This is a genomic window from Haoranjiania flava, from assembly GCF_025631005.1.
Taxonomy (GTDB): Bacteria; Bacteroidota; Bacteroidia; order Chitinophagales; family Chitinophagaceae; genus Haoranjiania; species Haoranjiania flava.
Genome location: NZ_JAOTPL010000033.1, coordinates 1 through 15,291, shown reverse-complemented (window position 1 = coordinate 15,291; position 15,291 = coordinate 1). Strand labels below are relative to the sequence as shown.

Here is a 15,291-nt window from a genome sequence, read left to right as displayed (position 1 = left end):
TTTTGCGGCTTTGCGTAGTGGCGGATTTATACCACCAAAGTCGATACGAAGCACACAGTTCAAATATAGCACAAAAGTGTCAACGAAGCACGTCAACCGCCATTATGCAAAACCGCTGTTACCAGCTGGCGTTCTGTTGTCCGTGTCGTGAAAGTCAGGTCCGTAAAGGGTTTCGCTGTCGTTGTTAGGCCTGAGTTTATGTCTTTATGTGGCGGTTTTAAAAATTTTAGAAGGGAAGGAAGAAAAAAAATGAAGTTTTTGTCAGGGTGGAAAAGGGGCAAGCTCTTTTGCAATTTTTGGTCTGTGCGTGGGCTTGTGCGAAACGAAGTTCCCGAACACCAAAAAGAAATAAAAACATTCGTGAGTAATTGCAAATGTGCTTGACCCTGTGCGGTTGCTATTCTTTTTTCCTACGATTATTTCTATTCTTATTTATCCACCAATATAATGGCGGTATCAGTATCGGTGCAAAAATTAACGTGCTTGTCAGTCCGCCAATGATAACGGTTGCCAATGGTCTTTGAACGTCTGAACCAATACCGCTCGAAATAGCAGCAGGAACAAGTCCTAAAATGGCTAATACAAGGATAGAAAGTATTGCCCGTAATTGTTCCTTAGATGTCTGGTTGATGAGCGTCTGTGAAATTAAATTGCTAAATGTCGCCCTGTTCAATGCCGAAACTAATAGCACACCTGCCATTACTGAAATTCCAAAAATGGAAACGAAGCCAACACCTGCGGAAACATTAAAATAATATCCACGAATGAGTAAAGCAATAATTCCACCAGCAAGAGCAAACAATACACAGCTTGATGTTATTAGCGTATGCTTGAAATTTTTGAAAAGTATAAAGAGAAAAACAAAAACCATTATCAAAGTCAGCGGAATTGTTAATGCCAATTGCTTTCCTGCTCTTTCCAGATTTTCATACTGTCCGCCATATACTATTTCATACCCTTTCGGAATGTGAATTTCATTTTCAATCTTCTTTTGCAGTTCTTTCACAAAACCGCCTTGGTCTCTGCCTCTTATGTTTGTTCTTACCGTTACCATTCTTTTGTTATTGTATCGGTAAATATTGGTTTGTCCTTCCACAAAATTTATCTCGGCTAATTGTTCCATAGGAATTAGTGAGCCATTAGCAGAAGGAACAAGGAGTTTTTTAATTTCGTCAATGTTGTTTCGGAATTGCGGTAAATAACGAATCACTATATCGTAGCGTTTAGTTCCGTCATACAACACCGAAATATTTTTACCACCGATAGCAGCTTCAATCATATTCTGAATGTCAGAAACATTAATGCCGTAACGTGCAGCATATTCACGGTTTATTTTTATGGCAAGTTGCTCTTGTGTTCCTTCCTGCTCAATATTCACTCCTTCGCTTCCCTGCATTGCTTTTACAATGTTGGCAATACTGTCAGCCTTGCTTCGCATCATTACCAAATCATCGCCTACAATAGAAACGGCAAGGTCGGCAGCACTTCCTGTAACGATTTCCATTACCTGGTCAATGATGGGTTGCCCCGATGTAAATTTTACACTTGGCAATTCATTTTCTAATTCTGTTCGTATTTGTTTTACTAATTCCTTTTTTGAAATAGTATCACTCCATAAATGATAATCTTTTAACCCGATTAAAATTTCATTTCGATTGGCAGGGAATGGGTCTGTGCCATCATCATTTCGTCCTGTTTGTGTAATGACAAAAGCAATTTGAGTATATTTAGAAATAATGCTTCTGATTTTTGGTGCATACTTGGCATTTTCTTGAATGGTAATTCCCGCTGGAAAATTGCCTCGAAGAAAGATAGAACCCTCATCTAATTCGGGCAAAAACTCTGTTCCTAATTTCAAACCGAATGAAATAAGCAACAATACTATTCCAAACCCGATAAGAACAGTTTTTTTATAGTGTTTTAAAATTCTTGAAATCAATTTACCATAATTATTTTCTACAAACTCAAGGATTTTATTACGATGTTCTTTAAAAGGTTTGTCGGGATTTGAAATTGCTTTATTGTAAACAAACGAAATCAAAACAGGAATAAAAGTTAAAGCGGCTATCATTGAACCGATAACTGCAAATGCCAACGTCAGAGCCATAGGCGAAAAAAGTTTGCCTTCAACTCTTGTCATTAAAAGAATGGGCATATAAGCCAAAATGATAATCGTTACTGAAAAGAAAATTTCCCTCCCTACTTCCTGGGCTGAAAGCAAGGTAATATGAACAATTCCATTTTCCTTTTCTTCGGGTCTTGCGGTTCTGTATTTCCGAATTAGATGTTCCGCCATTACTACCGCACCGTCCACGATTATACCAAAATCAATTGCACCCAATGAAAGTAAATTGGCAGGAATGCCTGTAAATCGCATAATGATAAATGCAAACAACAAGGAGAAAGGAATAGTCAATGCTACAACCAACGCACTTCTTGCACTTCCCAAAAAGAAAATTAAAATGATGATAACAATACTAACGCCTTCAAACAAAGTTTTACCAACAGTGTGCAAAGAATGGTCAATCAAAAAACTGCGGTCGTAAAGCGTTCTGATTTTTACGCCTTCGGGCAATTCGTGTTCTTGTAAATCTTCAATACGTTTTTTGAGTTCGGCTAAAACTTCACTTGGGTTTTCGTATCTGCGAAGCAAAATAATTCCTTCTACTCCGTTGTTTACATTTACGCTGTCATCTGTAACAGTGTAACCCAAAACTCCGCTTGGTGGTGGCGGTGCAATTTCTACGCTTGCCACATCTCGCACAAAAACAGGAACTCCGTTTTCAGATTTTAATACAATGTTTTCAATGTCGTTTTCATTTTTTATTGCTCCCAATCCACGAACGGCAAAACCTTGTCCGCCTCGCTCAATAATGTTTCCGCCTGTGTTTTGATTGTTCGCCACTATCGCATTTTCTACATCAGCAAGTGTAAGATTGTATTTGCGTAATTTATCGGGATAGGTAAGAATATGGAATTGCTTCAAAGGTCCGCCAAATGTTATAATATCTGCAACACCTGCGGTTTGCAGTAAATAGGGTTTAATTACCCAATCCTGCAAATCTCTGATTTGAATTGGCGAAAAACTTGGCGGTGCTTCCACTACATAACGGAATATTTCGCCAACGGCAGTTGAAAGTGGAGCCAGTTCAGGCGAAACACCATCGGGCAATTCGGCTGTGGCTAAACGCTCCATTACTTGCTGTCTTGCGAAATAATCGTCTGTGCCGTCTTTGAAGGTGAGTTGCACAACTGACAATCCAAAAATTGTTCGGCTTCTTCGGTCTAAAACATTAGGCGTGTTTTGTAATGCTCTTTCAATGGGAACGGTAACTTGTTGTTCTACTTCTTCGGCTGCACGACCTTGATGTTGAGCAACGATAATTACATTGGTATCGGCAATATCAGGATATGCTTCAATTTTTAGTTGGGTAAAGCAATAATAGCCGACAGCCATTAATGCAAAACTAAACGCCACTACCAGCCAGCGATTTTTAAGAGAAAATATGAGAAGATTTTTAATCATAACTTACCATTGCTCAACAACGTGAGTTACAATAAACCCACCTCTGTATTGCTTTCTTAATTCGGTTAATGCTTTTTTTACTTTTTTGTCTTCATCTATAAATGCGATGAGCATTGGCGTTTCATCAAATGAAAAATGTTGGGCAGGTTGCTTCAAACGGTGATGTCTGCCAAAACCTGAATGACCGACAAATGAAGTTGCTCCTGCTATTCCATTATCAATCAGCAATTGCATAATGAACTGATGCAAGGGTTTTGTCCCTTTCAGTTCGTCTTTGTCAATGTAGATTTGTGCTTGTATCATTGAAATAAATTTTAGTAGCCGAATGATAATCCTTTTAATTGCATTACGCCTTCAACAGCAATTTCATCACCGTCATTCAGTCCGTTGAAAACAATTACTCTGTCGCCAATTTGTTGTCCTGTCTGTATTTCTTTGCGTTCAAATTCAGTAGCTGATTTTTTCACGAACACATAATTTTTACCCTGAACAGTTACCAACGAAGTTTTGCTAATACTGATAAAATTTCCTTCACTCAAACCAAAGGAAATGTTTGCAAACATTCCCGATTTCAATTTGCTTGTTGCGTTGTTTATGGAAATTCTCACTTTTACCATTCGGGTGATATTGTCCACCATATCGGCAACCGCATCTATTTTACCAGTGGATTTTTCGTTTGGAAATGCTGTAAAAGCAATGTTGCAAATTTGTCCTTCTTCAATTTTGCTGATTTGATTTTCGGGAATATCACAAATGATAAAAGCAGTTCCTGCTTTGGCTTTGCGTAAAACTTCCGGATTAAATCCGCCTGATTTTAATTTGGTTTCGTGCTCAATTAAAGCGGCTTTCTCGTTGGCAAGATTGGTTTGCTCCATTGATAAAGCGGTCTGAACATTCAGTAAATCCTGCCCTGTGGCTGCACCGTGTAAGTGTAAATCTTTGGTTCGCTCTAATTCCAATTGTTTTTGTTTGATGTTGATATTCTGAATTTGACTGATATTAATTTGATGTTGGATTAACTGCGTGTAGTTTCCAGCCAGTTCAGAATTATCAAACAAAATAATGTTTTGCGAAGCACCTTCGCCCGATGGTAAAACTGTCGCTGCAATCTTGCCCGGAGCGTTTAATTCTGCTTCGATGTTGCTGCTGCTGATTTTTTCGGTTTTGAAGAACGCAATACTTTCAGCATCAGGAAAAGAAATCGTTGTTCCGTTATTGCTAACAGTCGGGGTAGTTTGTTTTTCTGATACTTTCTTTTCTTTTCCTCCACAAGCAGAGAGTAATAAGAGCGAGAAGAATATGTAAATTAAATTTTTCATCATAATGCCAATTGATTGATTAAACCTGTTGCGTAAAGCAATTGAATGTAGCTTTGTCTGTATGCTTGCATTGCATTATAGTATTGTTGCTGTGTTTCCAACCAACTGCGTTGTGCTTCCAGAAAATCTATGATTGTAGTTCCACCTTTTAAATAAGCGTATTTTACATTATCCAAAATGGTTTGCGATTGTTGCAAAAGCACATTAAAACTTTCAAGGTTTTGCTGTTGTAACTGATAATTGGAAAAAGCAACCGAAATTTCTGTTTGAATTTGTGACTGAATTGTAAATAATTGTGTTTCGGCTTGGTCTTTCAATAGATAGGATTTTTTGATTTCTCCCTGATTGCGGTTGAAGAACGGCAAATCAACGGTGGCATAAATTCCGAAATAGGGGATGGTATTTTGAGGGTTCCAGATAAAACCTAATTCGGGTTGTGGAAAGGCAAGCGATTTTTGCAATTTTATATTACTGTTTGAAACATCAATCAATGATTTTACAGTTTGTATATCGCTTCTGTTTTGCAAGGATTGTTTCAGCAAACTGTCAATACTTTGAGGCATTGTAAATAGAAAATTATCATTCGTGTCAATACTTAAATTTTCCTGAACACCTAACAAAAATTTCAATTCATTTTGGCGATTAATAACCTCTTGCAAAGCTGTTTTGTATTGAATGGCATATTGTTTTGATAAAAGTTCTGTACGGTATAAATCAGTTTGCGTGATTACCTGATTTTTGTAACGGATTTGGTTTGTTAAAACCAAGCTGTCAATATTGCTTTTAGCAATTTGTATAATTTCTAATTGCTTTTGTACCGTCCATACTTCCAACCATTTTGCGGCTACTTCCGAAAAAAGATTGCGTTCAGTTTCTAAATAATTATTTTCCGCAAACGAAACATTCTTTTTGGCAACATCAATTTTGTATTTACGTTGTCCTGCCACTTGAAAGGGTTTGGTCAATTGCCACGAAACCTGTCTGTTTTGTCCGTTAGACCAATCCGTGCTTGCAGGAAATTGCGAAGGTTGCATTAACTGCAAAGATTGATTGTTCAAAATCGGATTGGGCCGAAGTTTAGCGGTAATAATATCGGTCTGAGCAATACCAATGTTTAATTGTTCGGTTTTAAGATAGGGGTTGTTCGCCTTTGCCGTTTGCAGTGCTTTTTGTAGGGTATAATTATTTTGTGCATTTGCGAAATTGCAAAACACAAAATATAAAAGAACACCGAAAACAAATTTTAAAATACACTTCATTGCACCGAATTGAAATCATTATTCGGGTGCAAAAGTCAGCCAACGAATTAAAAAAGACTGTTAGAAAACCGATAGAAAAAAATTAGAATTTTATTAGAGCAGTTTAAATGGTCTGTAAATCAACGGTAAAAGTTGTTCCTTGGAGCTGTTTGGATTGAACGGAAATACTGCCTTTATGTAAATGAATTATCTTTTGAGTTAGTGAAAGTCCAATACCGTTACCGTCTGCAATGTTTTTATTGTCGCCACGATAAAACGGAACGAAGATATTTTTTAAATCATCTTCCGAAATGCCAATGCCTTTGTCTGTAAAACAAAGTTTCATTTTTTCGTTTTCAAAAAATACAGAAACGTTACATTGCTTGTTGTTTGAAAATTTACAGCCGTTTTCAAACAGGTTTACAAAAGCCACTTTCAAAAGATATTCATTACCGTTTACGGATATTTGATTGTCGTTTTCAAAATCATTTTCAAAGTGAATATCAATTTTGTAATCAGAATTTACCTTTTGTACTTGTTGTCTTGCATCTAACAGAATTTCATCAATACGGATTGGCTTAAATGAAATTTCGGCAGGGTCGTAACTTGCTTTTGCCAAATCCAACAAACTGTTTGAAAGGCGTACTAATTTTTTTGCATCGTTCAAAGCGTTATTGATAGCGGTTTTATATTCTTCTGCGTTTTTTTCTTTGTTGGCAGAAAGTTCCAATTCGGTAATAATAGCTGCAAGTGGTGTCCGCAATTCGTGGGAAATGTTGGAAACAAAATTCTTTTGTGCATCAAAAGAATTTTCCAGTCGGCTCAACATTTCATTGAATGTGTTTGCCAGTTCGGAAAGTTCGTCTTTACTGCCGTTGCTGTTCAAACGCAAATCCAAGTTGGTAGCGGAAATTACCTTAGTTTTTTCAGTCATTTCTTTTACAGGGTCAAAAGCTCTTTTGGAAAAAAATCGTCCTGCTACGTAGATGAATAAAATAGAAATGACAAAAACAACAATGCTGTTTTTTAGCAGACTGTCTAACTTATTATAGCCGTATTGGTCAATGGCAGTAGCGGTGATAATATAGTTTTTGTTTTCAAATTCATAACGCAAACCAATAACTTGCCAATCTTCCTGATAAAACTGCTTTTCTCTTTTTTGATAAATCTCGTTTATCATTTCAGGTGTTTCCTTTACATAGTCAATATCAACTGCATCGTGATAAAGTAAATTAAAACTGCTGTCGTAAATGGCAACTTCAACTTCATTCAAAATTTGCCGATTGTTTTTATAAATGTCTTGAAGGGTTTGTGTTTCTACTTTTGCATTGAAAAATAAATTTGCCTTTGTCAGAGCTTCTTTTTTTAGCAATGAGTAAAATTCCTTTTCACGGTTTTCCTTTGCTGAAATATAAATTACAGAAGCAAATGCTAATAAAATAGCAGCAGTAATGAGAGTAAATAAAATGGTAAGACGTGTCTTGATTTTCATTATTCTATTTTCAAAATAAAGCCCATTCCTGATTTGGTATGAATGAGCTTTTTGTCAAAATCCTTTTCAATTTTCTTTCTCAAATAGTTAATGTAAACATCAATGAAATTAGTGCCAGTGTCAAAATGTGTATCCCAAACCTTTTCGGCTATCTCAACTCTGGATAAAACCCGTTCAGGATTTTGTAGCATATATTCCAAGAGATTAAATTCCTTTGGTGTAAGGTTTATTTCTTGTCCATTTCTTTTTACAATTTTTGTATGCAAATTCATTTCAAGATCGGCATATTTTAATGTGTTGCCTGAATTGCTTGCTGTTTTGTTGTGTCGTTTCAGCAATGCACGAATGCGAACTAAAAGCTCTCGCATTTCAAAAGGTTTTACTAAATAATCGTCAGCACCTGCGTCAAAACCTTCTACTTTGTCGTCCGTTGTGCCTAATGCGGTGAGCATAATAATTGGTGTATTCGGTTTGGACTGTCTTATCTCTTTGCACAAATCCAGTCCGTCCATTTTCGGCAAAATAATATCTGTAATAATCAGGTTGTAGTCATTTTGCAAAGCCAGTTTCTTCCCTGAAAGTCCGTCATACGCTAAAGTCGGAACAAAACCTTGCTCTTGAAGTCCTCTTTGGATAAGTTCAGCAATTCTTATGTCGTCTTCTATAATTAAAATATTCATCATTGCAAAGTTACATTTTCAATCTTAACGGTCATTATGTGCGTTGGCAAAATTGGCTCTTTTGGTTTTGCGAAGCGTTGGGCTTGTGTATCGGGCAAAACCAAATGTGCCAATGCGGGCAGGCATAAAACCTTTAATTTTTTTGTGCGGTGGGAAAATTTTTAAAACCATTTGGGTCGACTTGAGTGTCGGCAAAGTCAGGTCGGTTTGTGTCAATGAACAGCGAAATTGTCGGTCGAGTTAAGGTCGTTTTTTGGTGGACGTGTCGTTTTCTACGCTTGCTGGTAACGGTTTGCAGCTTGGCGAAGTGGCGGAAATCGAAGCACAAATGTTCAGTTTTGTACAAAAGTTCAATCGAAGAACTGCCGTTGAATTTAGCACTGAACCCGCCATTTTGCCAAACTGCTGTTAGGCGTAGTTTTTTATTTCAGTTTGTCTTTTACTTCGTTACAATTTTGTTCTATTGTTTTGCAAATTTCATCTATTGTTACAGAAGTCTTTTTATTTTCAGAAAACGGTTCGCCAAATAAGTTAGCTAACTTATTAATTGTCAAAAATGCTGTACTAATAATTACCATTATTGGAATAGCCAAAAACTCAAATCCACTGTCTTCGCCACCCAAGTCAATGTCGCCAATAAATAATGGAATAAGTATGACATAAAAGCTCACAATTATTTTGGTAAATGCACTGTAAATCATCAAAAAAGGTGTGTTCTTTATTCTTTCAGCTTTTCCTTGAATGTCATAAAACCGATTGATATGTTGCATTAAATCTCCTTTTTCAATGTTTGCTTTTGAAGTAAAATTGTCTTCAATTCGCTTTGTGATTGCCACCAATATTTCGTTTGAAATTTTATTTTCACTATTTATTTTAAACTCGTTTAGAATTGCAATTGCTTCTTCGTTAAAAGTGGGTTTAAAATTGTTGTGCATTTCATTTTTTAATTGACGAATGTATAAAATGCTCAATTCAATTAATTTGTGGGCTTCAAGTTTGAAATATTGTTGTTGGATTTCCTTTTTTTGCAACAAAACTTCGAGTGTTATTCGTTAGTTCTCCAAAAATTTTTCGGGCTTCCCACCATCTGTCATAAGCCGAATTCATTCTGAAACCCAAGAAAAAAGCAACTGCAAGTCCAAATACAGAACCTATTTGACCTGAAATTTTGTAAATGTGGTCGCCAAAATATTCTTCAAGCCCAAGCACAATAATTGCATAAACCGTTGTGATGATTAAATACGGTGTTGCAATTTTTAGTAATTGAAGTAAGCCTTGCTTTTCTGTTTTTATCATATGTTAGTCGTCTTTATCTTTTTCATCATTATTATTTTCTATCGCAGGAATACTGTTTCCGCTTCTTATTTCTGTGTGTCTTATTTCTCCACCAGTTGTTCCTGTCTGTTTGCCAAAAAACAGTACTACAAATGCAAATACTAATGTCACAATTGCAATAATATTTGAAAATGTTTTTTGTTTAAAGCTTGCCCAAAGTCCAAGTAAAGAAATGCTACCTAAAATATAAGAAAGCAAAGCAAATGTTTCGGCTGTTTCTTCGTGGCTTTCAATATAATTTTCGGTTACTCCATTTATTTTTTCTACAATCTCTTCTGCACCTTCGCCAGTTGTCATTGCTGCTATTGAAGCTAATGCACCGAGAATAAAAATCATAAATGCCGTTCGCTTTACCGCTTCCGATTTTGAAATGAGTCCTGTAATCATTACGATTACTCCCACGATAGGGAAAATGATGGGTAAATGATTTACCACTAAATGCCAATGTGCTCCGTTCATAATTATTTAATTTTTAAAATTATACTCTAACTCCGAATATATAACCAACTAATGCAGATAACCCCATAGCGATTGTCCCCCAAATGGTAATTCGCAAAATTGCTTTTGGAATACTTGAACCACCCGTTTTTGCTGCTAATGCTCCTAAAATTATTAGAAAAACGATAGTTGAACCATATAACCAATATTCCATTCCTTTGACTGGTGCAAAAAGAATGACCAAAAGAGGCAATACTCCACCCACCGTAAACGCAGTCCCTGACGCTAGTGCAGCTTGAATAGGATTTGCTTGACTAATTTCGTTGATACCTAATTCATCTCTAATGTGCGTTCCTAAAGCATCTTTTTCTGTCAATTCAATGGCTACTTGCATTGCCGTTTCTTTTTTTAGTCCTCGTTTCTCATAGATTTGAGCCAAAATATTAAGTTCTTCTTTCGGCATTTCTCTCAATTCTTTAATTTCTCTTTCAATGTCTGCTTTTTCGGTGTCTGTTTGTGAGCTTACCGATACATATTCACCTGCTGCCATAGATAACGCACCAGCAACAAGTCCAGCAACTGTTGCCAACACAATTGGCTCTCTTGTAGAACTTGCCGCAGCAACTCCAATTGCAAGACTTGAAATTGAAATAATTCCATCATTTGCACCAAGCACCGCAGCTCTCAACCAATTGCTTCGGTGTATATAATGATTGTCTAAATAGTTGTCGATTGTTATCATATACTTTGTTTATGTACGGTGTCTGTAAAATTACGCCTAACACCCCAATTTACGAATTTCGTTAATCTCGCCATTATGTATTTCGTTAATCCTTTTTTTGGTATCTTTAGTTCTTCCTTATTACTATTAATTGCATAGGTATCTTTTTATTTAAAAAACTTTTTTGGATTAACGAATGTTATATGAAAAATACAATTTTCTTACAATCTTTTGAAGAAAAAATGCTCATCCAGCGCTATAGCAAAAATAGCATTAAGACCTATGTAGGTTGTGTAAGTTTTTTTCTGAAAACCTTCAGGAAATACGAGCCGGATACAATAACCATAAATTTGATAGAAAAGTATATATACTGGCTTATTAACGAAAAAAAGATTAGCCCGTCTTACCAAAAACAAATGTTGTTTGCCATCGTTAAATTTTACAAACTCGTTTTTGATAGAGAAATAAATCTGTATGCCTATTACCCTAAAAGGCAGAAACATAAGTTGCCTGTATACTTATCTATAAATGAAATACACCGGATGATTGAAAGTACGGACAACCTGAAACATAAGACAATGATCTCCCTTTTGTATGGATGCGGCCTTAGGCTGGCAGAGTTGCTCAACCTGAGGCTTTCTGATATTAATTCTAATAAAATGACGATTACTATTCGCGAATCAAAGGGAAATAAAGACAGAGTGGTAATGCTTCCTGAGAAACTGCTGCCACTTTTACGTGATTATTATAAAGCATATAAACCGAAATTTTGGCTTTTGGAAGGGCAGCAAGGTGGGCAATATTCGGCAAAAAGTGTGCAGATTGTAATAAAAAAAACTGCTGCTACTGTCGGGATAACATCTCCTGTAACGCCGCACAAACTGAGGCATAGCTTTGCTACACATTTGCTTGAAAACGGTACAGACATTCGTTTTATACAGGAGTTGCTAGGGCATAGATCTATAGAAACTACCGAAATTTATACACACATTACTGATATTTCAAAATCTAAAATTAAAAGTCCTTTAGATTTTATATAAAAAAATCATGCATTATTCCATGTACCCATTTACACCTTCCACTCCACAATCTTATCTGCCAGCTCTTCGTTGTAGGGCACGCTCAGGCGGATATAGTTGTCGGTATACCCTTCCATCATGCCGTTTTTGTTGTGGGCTTCAAACAGTACTCTGCGGTGCTGGCCGGTAAACTGGTTGGTGAAATGCTGCATTTTTTTGTATGAGAGGTTACGCAGCATTTTATTGCGTTCGTGGCGTACCTGTACAGGCACTACTTCTTCAAACTCCAGGGCTTTGGTATTGGGGCGCTCTGAGTAGGTGAACACATGCAGGTAGGCAATATCCAGGCTGTTGAGAAAATTGTAGGTTTCTTTAAAATCTTCATCGCTTTCGCCGGGGAAGCCTACAATCACATCTACGCCAATGGCGCAGTGCGGCATCAGCTCTTTTATCTTCTGCACGCGGCTTTCATACACATCGCGTTTGTAGCGGCGGCGCATCATGCCGAGTATTTTGTCGCTGCCACTTTGCAGCGGAATGTGAAAGTGGGGCATAAAGCGCTTGCTCCGGGCAACAAAAGCTATGATCTCATCGGTGAGCAGGTTGGGCTCAATGGAAGAAATGCGGTAGCGTTCTATGCCTTCAATCTCATCCAGTTGTTTTACCAGGTCAAAGAAGCTCTCTTCCGATTTTTTATTGCCGTCGGGGCCTTTGCCGAAGTCGCCCAGGTTTACACCGGTGAGCACTATTTCCTTTACTTTACCGTCTTCGGCAAGCCTGCGTACATTGGCCAGCACATTTTCAATGCTGTCGCTGCGGCTCTTGCCACGCGCCATCGGAATGGTGCAAAAGGAGCAGGTATAGTCGCACCCGTCCTGCACCTTCAGGAAAGTGCGTGTGCGGTCGTTGAGCGAGTAAGAGGCGTTAAAGCCGGTAACTTCTTCAATATCGCAACTGGATATTTTGGCAGAATCGCCTTTGGCAAGCTCCCGTATATGGGTAGAGATATTAAATTTCTCTGCTGCGCCCAGCACCAGATCCACACCGGGTATCTCAGCAATTTCTTTGGGTTTTAATTGTGCATAGCAACCCGTGATCACCACCAGGCTTTCAGGGGCCTTGCGCTGAATGCGCCGCACGATCTGCCTGCATTCCTTATCGGCATTGTCTGTTACCGAGCAGGTGTTGATGACGTATACGTCTGCAATATCGTCAAAAGATTTTTTTCGGAAGCCGTCTGCCTCCAGCATGCGCGAAAGGGTAGAGGTCTCCGAGAAATTTAATTTACATCCTAAAGTATGAAAAGCAACAGTCTTCAATGGTTCGGTAATTAATTTATTATTTAAACAGTTATTGTCCACAGAGCCAATTCAGCTACCAAGGCCAGATTCAGCGGTTTTACAGTGCTTCAAAAATAATACACAGCTTTGGCGTTGATATTACCTGGCATGCTTTACTTCTTCAAACACGCCTGTCTGTTTATTCTTGCGTACATTATCCCAGGTAAAGTAGCGTCCATTCATGGCTACATACACGCCCGGCGGCAATGTCTGCACAAACGCCAGCGCGCTGCCCAGGTTGAACAACCCGTCTGAGCTGCCGAATTTAATGGGTATCATAGCTCCCGTGAGCACAATGGTTTTCCGGATGTCTTTGGAGGCAATATACTCCGCGGTGGTCTGCATGGTGTCGGTGCCGTGCGTGATCACTATTTTGTCTTCATCCGCCGAGGCGCACTGGCTGGCGATGATCTCGCGGTCGTTGTCGGTCATGTAAAGACTGTCTATCATCATCAGGGTGCGTATTTCCACGCTCAGCATACTTCTTCCCATATAAAGCAGATCTTTCAGGTGAGTATTGTTAAAGTACAATTGGCCGGTAAGTTCGTTATATTCCTTGTCAAATGTTCCTCCTGTTACAAAAATTCTGATAGCCATTGCAGTTTTGTTTTGGTGCTTGAAAAAATTATAGCAGTGTGCCGCCTAAAAACATGAAAGCAGTAGTAAAATAAATAATAATGCCCGTTACATCTACTATGGTGGCTACAAAAGGTGCGGATGATACGGCAGGGTCAGCGCCGAACTTTTTCAATATCAGCGGCAGCATGGAACCGGTAAGCGATCCCCACAACACCACCCAGATAATGGCAAAGCCTACTACCAGCGCGATAGAAAACCAGTGTTCGCCGTAATTATCCGGCACCACGCCCATGGTCATCAGTACATGTTCTATGGAAACCCTGAAGATGGCAATGATGCCCAAAATGATGCCTAAAGTAAGCCCGCTTAATATTTCCCTGCGCATAATGCGCCACCAGTCTGCCAGCGTTACATCGCCCACGGACATGGCTTGTATCACCAGCGTAGACGCCTGTGAGCCGCTGTTGCCGCCGCTTGCAATGATCAGCGGCAGGAATATGGCCAGTACGGTTGCCTTCTGCAATTCAGCCTCAAAGTAAGACATGGCTGTAGCCGTGAGCAAGCCGCCGAGGAACAATATGATCAGCCACACCACGCGTTTTTTAATCAGTTTAAAGAATGGCGTATCCAGGTAAGGCTCATCCAGCGCCTCCATACCACCTACTTTCTGCATGTCTTCGCTGAACTCTTCGCTGGTTACCCAGAGAATATCGTCAATAGTTACAATACCCAGCAGGATGTTGTTGGCATCCGTTACCGGCAGCGCCACCCGGTTGTTCATCCTGAATATTTCACCTGCTTTTTCCTGGTCATCATTTACATTTAAAGAAATCACCCTGCCGTCTGTAAAATCTTTGACCATTGTGCCGGGGCTGGCCAGTATCAGGTCCCTGATCCTGAAGTCGTCTACCAGTTCACCGTTGTCGTCCACCACATAGATCACATCAATGGTTTCCCTGTTCTTGCCTACTTTTCGGATGGTTTCAAATACTTTTTCCACGGTGTCGGTAGGGTGTACCCACACATAATCCGGCGTCATCAAACGCCCGACGCTTTCTTCAGGGTAGCCCAGCATGCGCAGTGTAACGCGTACTTCATCGTAGCGCATCAGCTTCAGCAGGTCGCGCAAGGCTTTTTTGGGAAGGTCTTCCAGGAAGTCTACGCGGTCATCGGGCGGCAGCTCGTTGAGCAGGGCTGCGGTTTTAATGGGCGGTAAATTCTGGATCACGTTTTTCTGCTCTGCAAAATCAAGCATTTTAAATACGCTGGCGGAACGGTGTATAGCCATGTCGCGGATGATATCACTGATATGCTCGGGGTATTCCTCAATGATCTTTACTACATCACTGATATTCTGGTTGTTGAGGAAATCACTGATCTTTGTCCTGTTTCCTTCTGCAATCAGTAGTTCAAATTCCTGCAATAGGTCGTTTTGTTCCAGTTCTACGCTCATTTACTCGATATTGAAAAGCATTTGGTTCGTTGGAGGGCAAAGTTAATATTATTTTACGTGTTTTTTTGATCGTAAAATTAAAATGATGGTGATGGCTATTTCATGTGTATATATTTTAGTTCGCCGCTTTGCGGCTGTTTTTAATGGTCAC

At 38.8% G+C, this 15,291-nt stretch carries 14 protein-coding genes; 1 reads left to right on the top strand and 13 read right to left on the bottom strand.

Going from position 1 to position 15,291, the window contains the following annotated elements:
• Positions 1-397: 397 nt before the first annotated feature.
• The 10 genes from OD355_RS13410 to OD355_RS13365 all read right to left on the bottom strand — a co-directional run bounded on the left by OD355_RS13410 (position 398) and on the right by OD355_RS13365 (position 10,770).
• On the bottom strand, positions 398-3,526 hold the full coding sequence (locus OD355_RS13410) for an efflux RND transporter permease subunit (RefSeq protein WP_263039001.1): 3,129 nt from the start codon (positions 3,524-3,526) through the stop codon (positions 398-400).
• A 3-nt stretch (positions 3,527-3,529) separates the two neighbouring features.
• A complete protein-coding gene (locus tag OD355_RS13405; protein ID WP_263039000.1) occupies positions 3,530-3,829 on the bottom strand; it encodes a DUF190 domain-containing protein in 300 nt (99 codons plus the stop codon).
• Positions 3,830-3,840: 11 nt separating this feature from the next.
• Positions 3,841-4,848, bottom strand: coding sequence for an efflux RND transporter periplasmic adaptor subunit (locus OD355_RS13400; RefSeq protein ID WP_263038999.1), 1,008 nt, complete (start codon positions 4,846-4,848; stop codon positions 3,841-3,843).
• Entirely contained in the window at positions 4,845-6,104 is a 1,260-nt protein-coding gene (locus tag OD355_RS13395) for a TolC family protein (protein ID WP_263038998.1), read from the bottom strand. The genes OD355_RS13400 and OD355_RS13395 overlap by 4 nt, the downstream gene beginning before the upstream one ends.
• Before the next feature lie 103 nt (positions 6,105-6,207).
• A complete protein-coding gene (locus OD355_RS13390; RefSeq protein WP_263038997.1) occupies positions 6,208-7,575 on the bottom strand; it encodes a sensor histidine kinase in 1,368 nt (455 codons plus the stop codon).
• Positions 7,575-8,258: a response regulator transcription factor gene (locus tag OD355_RS13385; RefSeq protein WP_263038996.1), complete on the bottom strand. Its 684-nt coding sequence runs from the start codon at positions 8,256-8,258 to the stop codon at positions 7,575-7,577. The genes OD355_RS13390 and OD355_RS13385 overlap by 1 nt, the downstream gene beginning before the upstream one ends.
• Before the next feature lie 419 nt (positions 8,259-8,677).
• Complete coding sequence (locus tag OD355_RS13380; RefSeq protein ID WP_263038995.1) at positions 8,678-9,289, bottom strand: bestrophin family protein; 612 nt, start codon at positions 9,287-9,289, stop codon at positions 8,678-8,680.
• Positions 9,246-9,551, bottom strand: coding sequence for a bestrophin family protein (locus tag OD355_RS13375; protein ID WP_263038994.1), 306 nt, complete (start codon positions 9,549-9,551; stop codon positions 9,246-9,248). Before OD355_RS13375 ends, OD355_RS13380 begins: the two co-directional genes overlap by 44 nt.
• Before the next feature lie 3 nt (positions 9,552-9,554).
• Positions 9,555-10,049, bottom strand: coding sequence for a hypothetical protein (locus OD355_RS13370; RefSeq protein WP_209390797.1), 495 nt, complete (start codon positions 10,047-10,049; stop codon positions 9,555-9,557).
• 19 nt (positions 10,050-10,068) lie between these two features.
• Positions 10,069-10,770 (bottom strand): VIT1/CCC1 transporter family protein, encoded by a 702-nt coding sequence (locus OD355_RS13365; protein ID WP_209390798.1) that lies wholly within the window; start codon positions 10,768-10,770, stop codon positions 10,069-10,071.
• 182 nt (positions 10,771-10,952) lie between these two features.
• On the opposite strand from OD355_RS13365, the gene xerA reads away from it, so the two are divergent.
• Positions 10,953-11,789: a site-specific tyrosine recombinase/integron integrase gene (xerA, locus tag OD355_RS13360; RefSeq protein WP_317619119.1), complete on the top strand. Its 837-nt coding sequence runs from the start codon at positions 10,953-10,955 to the stop codon at positions 11,787-11,789.
• A 29-nt stretch (positions 11,790-11,818) separates the two neighbouring features.
• On the opposite strand, the gene mtaB is transcribed toward xerA, so the two are convergent.
• The 3 genes from mtaB to mgtE all read right to left on the bottom strand — a co-directional run bounded on the left by mtaB (position 11,819) and on the right by mgtE (position 15,140).
• A complete protein-coding gene (gene mtaB / locus OD355_RS13355; protein ID WP_263038993.1) occupies positions 11,819-13,129 on the bottom strand; it encodes a tRNA (N(6)-L-threonylcarbamoyladenosine(37)-C(2))-methylthiotransferase MtaB in 1,311 nt (436 codons plus the stop codon).
• Positions 13,130-13,207: 78 nt separating this feature from the next.
• The gene (locus OD355_RS13350; protein ID WP_263038992.1) at positions 13,208-13,705 is read right to left on the bottom strand and encodes an asparaginase; all 498 of its coding nucleotides are present in this window, start codon (positions 13,703-13,705) and stop codon (positions 13,208-13,210) included.
• Between the two features lie 28 nt (positions 13,706-13,733).
• The gene (gene mgtE / locus OD355_RS13345; RefSeq protein ID WP_263038991.1) at positions 13,734-15,140 is read right to left on the bottom strand and encodes a magnesium transporter; all 1,407 of its coding nucleotides are present in this window, start codon (positions 15,138-15,140) and stop codon (positions 13,734-13,736) included.
• Positions 15,141-15,291: the final 151 nt, after the last annotated feature.

Coding starts and splice junctions, on each gene's coding strand:
- OD355_RS13400 (WP_263038999.1), bottom strand. CDS start 4,848: ATGATGAAAAATTTAATTTACATATTCTTCTCGCTCTTATTACTCTCT.
- OD355_RS13390 (WP_263038997.1), bottom strand. CDS start 7,575: ATGAAAATCAAGACACGTCTTACCATTTTATTTACTCTCATTACTGCT.
- OD355_RS13395 (WP_263038998.1), bottom strand. CDS start 6,104: ATGAAGTGTATTTTAAAATTTGTTTTCGGTGTTCTTTTATATTTTGTG.
- xerA (WP_317619119.1), top strand. CDS start 10,953: ATGAAAAATACAATTTTCTTACAATCTTTTGAAGAAAAAATGCTCATC.
- OD355_RS13385 (WP_263038996.1), bottom strand. CDS start 8,258: ATGATGAATATTTTAATTATAGAAGACGACATAAGAATTGCTGAACTT.
- OD355_RS13365 (WP_209390798.1), bottom strand. CDS start 10,770: ATGATAACAATCGACAACTATTTAGACAATCATTATATACACCGAAGC.
- OD355_RS13375 (WP_263038994.1), bottom strand. CDS start 9,551: ATGATAAAAACAGAAAAGCAAGGCTTACTTCAATTACTAAAAATTGCA.
- OD355_RS13350 (WP_263038992.1), bottom strand. CDS start 13,705: ATGGCTATCAGAATTTTTGTAACAGGAGGAACATTTGACAAGGAATAT.
- mgtE (WP_263038991.1), bottom strand. CDS start 15,140: ATGAGCGTAGAACTGGAACAAAACGACCTATTGCAGGAATTTGAACTA.
- OD355_RS13370 (WP_209390797.1), bottom strand. CDS start 10,049: ATGAACGGAGCACATTGGCATTTAGTGGTAAATCATTTACCCATCATT.
- OD355_RS13410 (WP_263039001.1), bottom strand. CDS start 3,526: ATGATTAAAAATCTTCTCATATTTTCTCTTAAAAATCGCTGGCTGGTA.
- OD355_RS13405 (WP_263039000.1), bottom strand. CDS start 3,829: ATGATACAAGCACAAATCTACATTGACAAAGACGAACTGAAAGGGACA.